This window comes from Collinsella aerofaciens (genome assembly GCF_020709435.1).
Taxonomy (GTDB): domain Bacteria; phylum Actinomycetota; class Coriobacteriia; order Coriobacteriales; family Coriobacteriaceae; genus Collinsella; species Collinsella aerofaciens_AU.
Map to the genome: position 1 here is coordinate 24,937 of NZ_JAJFDP010000021.1, position 7,871 is coordinate 32,807.

General features: G+C 63.6%; 5 protein-coding genes. 3 read left to right on the plus strand and 2 right to left on the minus strand.

From position 1 onward, the window contains the following. Positions 1 to 714 carry a response regulator gene (locus LK493_RS09235; RefSeq protein ID WP_055286278.1) on the plus strand — a complete coding sequence of 238 codons (714 nt, stop codon included), beginning with the start codon at positions 1 to 3 and terminating at the stop codon, positions 712 to 714. A 94-nt stretch (positions 715 to 808) separates the two neighbouring features. Here the strand turns inward: LK493_RS09235 and rlmKL are convergent, their stop codons facing one another. After that, positions 809 to 3,331 carry a bifunctional 23S rRNA (guanine(2069)-N(7))-methyltransferase RlmK/23S rRNA (guanine(2445)-N(2))-methyltransferase RlmL gene (gene rlmKL, locus LK493_RS09240; RefSeq protein WP_227790818.1) on the minus strand — a complete coding sequence of 841 codons (2,523 nt, stop codon included), beginning with the start codon at positions 3,329 to 3,331 and terminating at the stop codon, positions 809 to 811. Between the two features lie 75 nt (positions 3,332 to 3,406). On the opposite strand from rlmKL, the gene LK493_RS09245 reads away from it, so the two are divergent. Continuing rightward, on the plus strand, positions 3,407 to 4,234 hold the full coding sequence (locus LK493_RS09245; protein WP_227790819.1) for an HAD-IIB family hydrolase: 828 nt from the start codon (positions 3,407 to 3,409) through the stop codon (positions 4,232 to 4,234). A 193-nt stretch (positions 4,235 to 4,427) separates the two neighbouring features. Then, positions 4,428 to 5,132, plus strand: a complete 705-nt coding sequence (locus tag LK493_RS09250; RefSeq protein ID WP_055286284.1) for a transaldolase — start codon at positions 4,428 to 4,430, stop codon at positions 5,130 to 5,132. A 380-nt stretch (positions 5,133 to 5,512) separates the two neighbouring features. Here the strand turns inward: LK493_RS09250 and LK493_RS09255 are convergent, their stop codons facing one another. Further along, positions 5,513 to 7,660 carry a Tex family protein gene (locus tag LK493_RS09255; RefSeq protein WP_227790820.1) on the minus strand — a complete coding sequence of 716 codons (2,148 nt, stop codon included), beginning with the start codon at positions 7,658 to 7,660 and terminating at the stop codon, positions 5,513 to 5,515. Positions 7,661 to 7,871 lie beyond the last annotated feature (211 nt).

Here is a 7,871-nt window from a genome sequence, read left to right on the forward strand (position 1 = left end):
GTGCCGAACTCTGCCGTAAAACCGCTCATCTTGGTCGTTGAGGACGACCCTGCCGTTCGCAATCTTATTGTTGCTGCGCTCGAGGCGCACGGCTTGCGCCATATGGCCGTGGAGACCGCCCATGCCGCCATCGCCGCCGCCTCGTCGCAGACGCCGAGCATTGTGCTGCTCGATCTGGGCCTGCCCGATATGGACGGCGTCAAGGTGGTGGAGTCGGTGCGCGCATGGTCGGGCATGCCGATTATCGTGGTCTCGGCGCGCAGCGAGGATGCGGACAAAATCCGCGCGCTCGATGCCGGTGCTGACGACTATCTGACCAAGCCGTTTTCGGTCGAGGAGCTGCTCGCGCGTATTCGCACGACGCTCAGGCGCCTTTCGTATGCGCAAACGGGCGGTGTTGCCTCCGAGGGCTCGTTCGATACCGGTGAGCTGCATATCGATTTTGATGCCGGCATCGCCACGATGGATGGCGAGGAACTGCATCTGACGCCGATCGAGTATAAGCTCCTGTGCCTGCTGGCACACAACGCCGACAAAGTGCTGACGCACCAGTTTATCCTGCACGAGATTTGGGGCACGGCAACTAAGAGCGACCTGGCGAGCCTGCGTGTCTTTATGGGCACGCTGCGCAAGAAGATCGAGTCCGATCCCGCGCATCCGCGCTATATTCAAACGCATGTGGGTATCGGTTACCGATTGGTCACCCAAGGCTAGATCGCCGGCCACCATCCCACTATGAGTTGCGGTGAAATACGGTCTATATTTGCCTAATTCCAGGCAAAACAGTCCGTATTCCACCGCAACTTTGTTATTTGCCTTTGGGCTTGCTGGCGTAGAACTTCTTCTTTTTAGGCTTGCCGTTGCCGGCCTGCGCGTGCGCGGGCACTGCCGCGCGAGGCTTACGGGCCTCGGGGTTGCGCAGCTCCTCGGTTCGCTCGGCAATCTCCTCGGCGCTAAAGCCGACCTCGGCCATGGCGTCCTCAATGGGCAGGCGGCGCACGATATAGCAGTGGTGCACCTTCTGGTTACGTGCGAAGTCCTCGGGAATGGTCTGCGCCGTAATGTCCTCCAGCACGACGCCCGCGCGCGCGAGCTTGCGCGTTTCGGGGCGGAAGCCGCGCAGGTTGCAGCTGAAGATGGCATGGCCGCCCTGCGCGAGCAGGCGAGATACGCCGGCCAAAAGCTCAACATGGTCGCGTTGGACATCCCAGGTACGGCGGCCCATCTTTGACGAGTTCGAGAACGTGGGCGGGTCGACAAAGATCAGGTCCCAGCGGTTGCGCGTCTGGCGCTGGTCGCGAATCCAGGCAAGCACGTCGTCGCGCACAAAATGATGCTGCGGCCCCACAAAGCCGTTCTGGCGCATGTTGCGCTCGGCCCAGTCCAGATAGGTGTTGGAGAGGTCGACCGTCACGGTCTCCTCGACGCCGCCATCTGCCGCATAGCAGGTGGCGGTGCCGGTGTAGGCAAACAGGTTGAGGAAGCGGCGCGCCTGTTTGGCGTGCTCGCGCACTAGGTTGCGGGTGACGCGGTGATCCAGGAAGATGCCCACATCCAGATAGTCGTCAAAGTTGACGGCAAAGGTGAGGCCGCCCTCTTCGATGAGCGGCAGACGACGGCGTGCGATATTGGCACGCTCGCCCGATCCGCCCTTGCCGGCGCCCTGCTTGCCGTACTGCGAGCCGCCGCGCGAACGCATGCGGGCCTTGGCGTGCACATGCTCGGCCGGAACATCCAGGATGCGCGGCGCGATGGCCAAGATGTCGAGCATACGGGCCTGGGCCAGTGCGGGGTCGATGGTCTTAGGCGCGGCGTATTCGGCGATGACGAGCCAGCGGCCCGGCGTCTGCGGGCAACCCTCGTACAGGTCGATGGCAGCGGAGTAGTCGGGCAGGTCGGCATCGTAGACGCGGTAGCAGCTCACGCCCTCGCGCTTTGCCCACTTTCGACGCAGACGGGCGTTCTTGCGCAGGCGGTTGGCGAACTGTTCGGACTCCGGGATGAGCACGGGCAGCGGCTTGCCGTCGCCCAGGTCGAGCGTGGCGGTAGGTTCGGGCATGAGGGTGTCGGCGGCTTCGCCTTGGGCATCTGCGGTCTGCTCCTCGGCATCTGCGCTGGTCGCAGCTTCGAATGCCGCGGCGGCGTGGTCGAGCGAGGGCCAAACCTCAAGAGCCGCCTCCTCGTTATTGGGCATGACGGCGATCGAGCGCTCGGGCTCGGCGTGGAGCGCGCGGGCCAGCAAGCCGTCGCGGGTGAGAGCGGCGACCGGCGCCGAAGCGAGCTCGGGGGCGCGGCGCAGCTCGCCGATGAGCGTCATGGCATCCTGCATGAGCGAAAGCGGGGTCTCGGTCGTGTCCGCGACCAGGGCGGCACCGGCGACGGCGCCCGCATGGTCCAGCACGGTGGCGGACTTGGCGGCGCAAAAATCAACAAAGCGCTTGTAGCCGGCACATTTGACCATGCGCTCGGCGGTCTTGCGGGCGGCGGGGTCAACATCCACGGCCACGATGCGCGCCTGCCGCTCGCGCGCTGCCGCCTCGCGCTCGCGCGCCTCGGCAAGCAGCTGCTCCCACAGAGCGGCGTCGTGCGGCTGCCAGCCCTCAAAGCCCCAGCGCTCGCGTGCGGCGCCCGGGGCGCGGTCGGTCAGAATGTTCACGGCTTCCAGCAACAGGCCGCCGCCGGCGCACGAGGCATCGATTAGCGTGGGAAGGGCTTCATTCTCGTAATCGTCGGCCGTCAACTCGCGCTCACACAGTGCGGTCCAGCCGACCTGCGCCAGCACCAGGGCGGCGTAGTCGGGGCGCAACACGTGCGCGCCCTCGCCGGCACGGGTCGCCGCGGGCGGCAGGCGCTTGAACAGCGGGTCGCCCGAAAGGTCCAGGCTGATGCTCGCGCGACGCTGACGCAGCGAAAGCAGCAGGTGAACGTCGGGGTCGGCGGCATCGACATCGGCGCGACGGCCCGTGGTCTCGGCCAGGCGGTCGCACAGCGCGTCCTTGGCGCGCAGGGCCGAGAAGCGCGTGTTGCGCAGCTGCTCGGTCACGCCGCGGGCGGTGATGGCGATGGTGGCGCCGGGGCGGACGATGCTCTCCCAGGCGATGTCGTAAACGCTATCGTACAGTTCATCGGCATCCTGCGCCTCAAAGCGCCCGAGTACCACGAACACGCGGCTCGCCAGGCGCGACCACAGACAGGCGCGGTAGCCTTCTTCGAGCTCGCCCTCAAATGTAGCGCGGCCCTTCAGCCGGCGAACATGCGAAAGCCCGAGGCGTTTAAGCTCATCGGCGAGTGCGGACTCAAAGCCCTCGGGGCAGCTTGCGTAAAATTCCATGGGTGACCTCTCTGGTTGCGTCGCTCCATTATATGATGGATGCTTCGTTTACTCTCGCCCCCGAAAGGAACCCATATGATTGATGCGTGCCCCGATTCTGCCGTGCTCTTTTTTGACGTGGACGGCACGCTGACGTCGTTCGATCCCGACAACATGACCGACAAGGACTTTTCGGCGGTTCGCCCCTCGCAGGCGGTGATCGAGGCGTTTCATCGTCTGCACGACGCAGGGCACAAGGCGTTTATCTGCACGGGTCGTCCCTTGTGGCTGATTGCCGATGGCCTGCGTGCTTTGGAGCCTGCGGGTGTCGTTGCCATGGCGGGCGCCACGCTCGAGGTCGAGGGTCGCGTGGTGCATGAGGACTGCTTTGACGAGGACGTTATCGAGGAGCTTGCGCGCCGTATGGCAGCGGCAGGGATTGAGGCCTTTTTCGAGACCAACGTGGCTACTTTTGCCCTGGAACCCGCGGGTGTTGAGCAGTCGTCTCTGATCGGCACTTCTGTGGTGCACAGCACCGAGGAAATGCGCGTCGACGGCAGTCTGCGCGTGGGCAAGGTATGCCTCAGTGTGCCCAGTTTGGCTCGCGTGGCCAACGATGACGGCTTTATCGATCGCGAGTTTGAGCTGTGCAACACCGGTGGCCAGAATCGCGAGCTGAGCCCCAAGGGCATTGACAAGGGCGTGGGCGTGGCGCGAGCGCTGGAATACCTGGGTCGCACCGGCAACGCGCGCACCTTTGGCTTTGGCGATTCCGGCAACGATCTGGGTATGCTCGCCGCTGTCGAGACGGCCGTGGCCATGGGCAACGCTATGCCCGAGGTCAAGGCGCTCGCCGACTACGTGACTGATGATGTCGCACACGACGGCACCGTCACAGCGATGCAGCATTTCGGCCTCATCTAATGAATCCCTCGTTCTGACGTTTGCTCAAACTGCGACTCTTTGCTTTTGCATGCTCAATCGATTTATCAATCCAAACACTGAGGTGTTTATACCGTTCGCCGAGAAGATAAAAAACCGCAGCTCACGCCTTGATAAACGTAGGTAAAGTGTTTAGCAGTTTAACGCCCATGTGCAAGCGAAAGGAATCAGGCAGATGGCAATCAAGGTGTTCGCTGACGGTGCAAACCTCGAGGGCATGCTCGACATGTACGAGAACGGCAACGTTCAGGGTTTCACGACCAACCCGTCCCTTATGAAGAAGGGCGGCGTGACGGATTACCGCGCGTTTGCCAAGGAGGTCCTGGCCCACATCACCGATGTGTCCGTCTCGTTTGAGGTCTTTGCCGACGACGTCGAGACCATGGAGGTCGAGGCCCGCGAGATCGCTACCTGGGCCGAGAACGTCTACGTCAAGATTCCGTGCGTGACCACCAAGGGCGAGTCCACCGCCGAGCTGGTCCGCAAGCTTTCCGCCGACGGCATCAAGGTCAACGTCACTACCATCTTTACGCCTACGCAGGTCGATGAGATGGTCGAGGCCGTTGACACCGAGACGCCGTCCATCATCTCGCTCTTTGCCGGCCGCATCGCCGATACCGGCGTCGACCCCATTCCGTTTATGACGGAGTCGGTCAAGAAGGCCGCCGCAAAGCCCAACTGCGAGGTCCTGTGGGCGTCCACGCGCGAGCTCATTAACATTTACCAGGCAGAAGCCTGCGGTTGCCAGATCATCACGGTGCCCAACAGCATCCTGGCCAAGCGCAAGAACATCGGTCGCGACCCGTACGAGGTCTCGCTCGACACCGTCCGCGGCTTTGCCAAGGATATCGCCGCTTTGGGCTTCCATATTCTGCCGTAACGCGAACACTGGCTACGCCGCGGGCTGCTCGCCCCGGCCTTTCCTTTCCCTATCGCTCACGCGCTTCGCGAGGGTCGCGCTAGGCAAAGGAAAGGCCGGGGCTGCCGACACGAGCTTGCCAGCAAGTTGGCGCTTGGCTTCCATATCCTGCCGTGGGCAAAGGTACCCCCGCCTGCGCCGTGCAAAATTGAGAGTATTCAGCAAGGTAAAGGCTTTACCAGCTAGATAAAGCACGGAACGGCCCCCGTTTTGGCTCTGACGACGCTAAAACGGGGGCTGTTTTTTGCTTTTTCGTCTCTGAGGGGCATCCGGAACGGTGGAATTTGCAGAATACTCGCGATTTTGCACATCGCTACAGGGGGTACCTTTGCTTTGGCGGTTTACTTGCCCTGCACCATGGTGAGCGAGATCTTCTTGCGGTCGCGATCGACCTTTTCGACCCACACCTTGACCGTGTCACCGACGCGCACGACGTCGCTGGGGTGCTTGACAAAGCGGTTGGCCAGCTTAGAGATATGTACGAGGCCGTCCTGGTGCACTCCCACGTCGACGAAGGCGCCAAAGTCGACGACGTTGCGCACCGTGCCCTTGAGCTCCATGCCGGGCTCCAGGTCGTCGATGGAAAGCGCCGAGCGGCTAAAGACCACCTCGGGCGCGTCATCGCGCGGGTCGCGGCCGGGCTTCTTGAGCTCGTTGACGATGTCGATGAGCGTGAGGGTGCCGCAGTTCAGGTCGCTTGCCAGCGCCGAGATGCTGCCCAGGCGGCGCTCGATGTCGGGCACGCCGCCGCGGCTGAGCTCGCTTGTTTTAACGCCGGCGCGTTCTAGGACGGCCGTGGCCACCTCGTAGCTTTCGGGGTGGACGCTCGTCGCGTCGAGCGGGTTCTTACCGCCGCTAATGCGCAGGAAACCCGCGGCGTTGAGGTATGCCTTGGGTCCCAGCTTGGGGACCTTCTTGAGCTGGCGGCGATCGGTAAAGGCGCCGTTTTCCTCGCGGTAGGCCACGATGTTTTTGGCCACGCTCGGCGTAATGCCCGATACGTATCCCAGCAAACTTGCGCTCGCGGTGTTTACGTCGACGCCCACGCGGTTGACGACGTCCTCCACCACGTGGCCCAGGGTGCGTGAGAGCTCGGCCTGGTCAAGGTCGTGCTGGTACTGGCCCACGCCGATGGACTGGGGCGGAATCTTGACGAGCTCTGCCAGCGGGTCCTGCAGGCGGCGGCCCAGGCTCATGGCGCCACGCACGGTGACGTCCAGATCGGGATACTCCTGGCTGGCGAGCTCGGAGGCGGAGTACACCGACGCGCCGGCTTCGTTAACGATGGTGTAGCGAAGGCTGGGCGCCTGCTCGGCAATGAACTCCGAGACGACTTCCTCGGTCTCGCGGCTGGCGGTGCCGTTGCCGATGACGATGGTGTTGACGCTGTCCTTTTTGACGAGGCGGGCGAGCTCGCGCTTGGTGCCGGCGACGTCGTGGCGCGGCTTGGTGGGATAGACCACGCCGTGGTCGAGCAGCTTGCCGGTCTCGTCCATGACGGCGACCTTGCAGCCGGTGCGGTAGCCCGGATCGAGCGCGAGCACGCGGGCGCCGCGCACGGGGCGTGCCGAGAGCAGGCCCTCGAGATTCTTGGCAAAGACGTTGATGGCCTCGGTCTGCGCGCGAACGGTGAGCTTGGCGCGGGCTTCGCGCTCCAGCGAGGGGGCCATGAGGCGCTTGTAACCGTCAGCGATGGCGGCGTCAAAGACGGGCGCGAAGACGCCCTGACGGCGGGGCCAACGGCTGCCGAGGCGTGCCGTGGCGGCAGCACCGTCGACGTTCACGCGCACGCGGAGCTTGCCTTCGCGCTCACCGCGGTCGATAGCCAGCACGCGGTGGTTGGGTATACGGCGCAGTGGCTCATCATAGCTGTAGTACGGCTCGTAGGGAGTCTTTTCGGCGGGGTCGGTGGCCTCGACGACGATGTCGGCGGTGTTTTGCGTAAAGGCGCGCAGGTCGGCGACGTTCTCGGGGTCCTCGGCTACCGTCTCGGCCACGATGTCGGCGGCGCCGGCGAGCGCCTTCTCGGGCGTGTCGAAGCCGGCCTCCTCGTTGACGTATGCCGCGGCGGCGTCGAGTGCGCTGCCCTTGGCCGAGGCCTGCATGATGACCATGTTGGCGAGCGGCTCCAGGCCGGCCTCGCGGGCCTTTTGCGCGCGGGTCATGCGCTTTTTGCGGTAGGGCTTGTAGAGGTCCGCGACACGCTGGAGCTGCGTGGCCTCGCGAATCTGCTGTTCGAGTTCGGGCGTGAGCTTGCCCTGGGCGTCGATGAGCAGAATGACGTCCTCTTTGCGCTGCTCAAGATTGCGCAGGTAGGACAGGCGCTCGTCGAGTGCGCGCAGGGCGACGTCGTCCATGCCACCCGTGGCTTCCTTGCGGTAGCGCGAGATAAAGGGAATGGTGTTGCCCTCGTCGATGAGCTTGACGGCTGCCTCGATGTTGTCAGCCTTAAGGTTGAGCTCGCGGGCGAGCTGGGCGATAAGATCCATGGGACTCCTTGCGTTTAAGGTGCGTTTGCAGCACAGGGCTACCAAGGATACCACCCGTCCCAAAAGACTGTTTTGGGCCCGCGTCACGAAAACGGCCTATCTACTACGTTTAACCCATATGGGTCGACCATTCCCCGGTTTTCAGAGAATACGCAAGCCTTCTACCTGCACTGATAATTGTCCTTGGGGGAAGCGGGCACTGCGGGGGCGC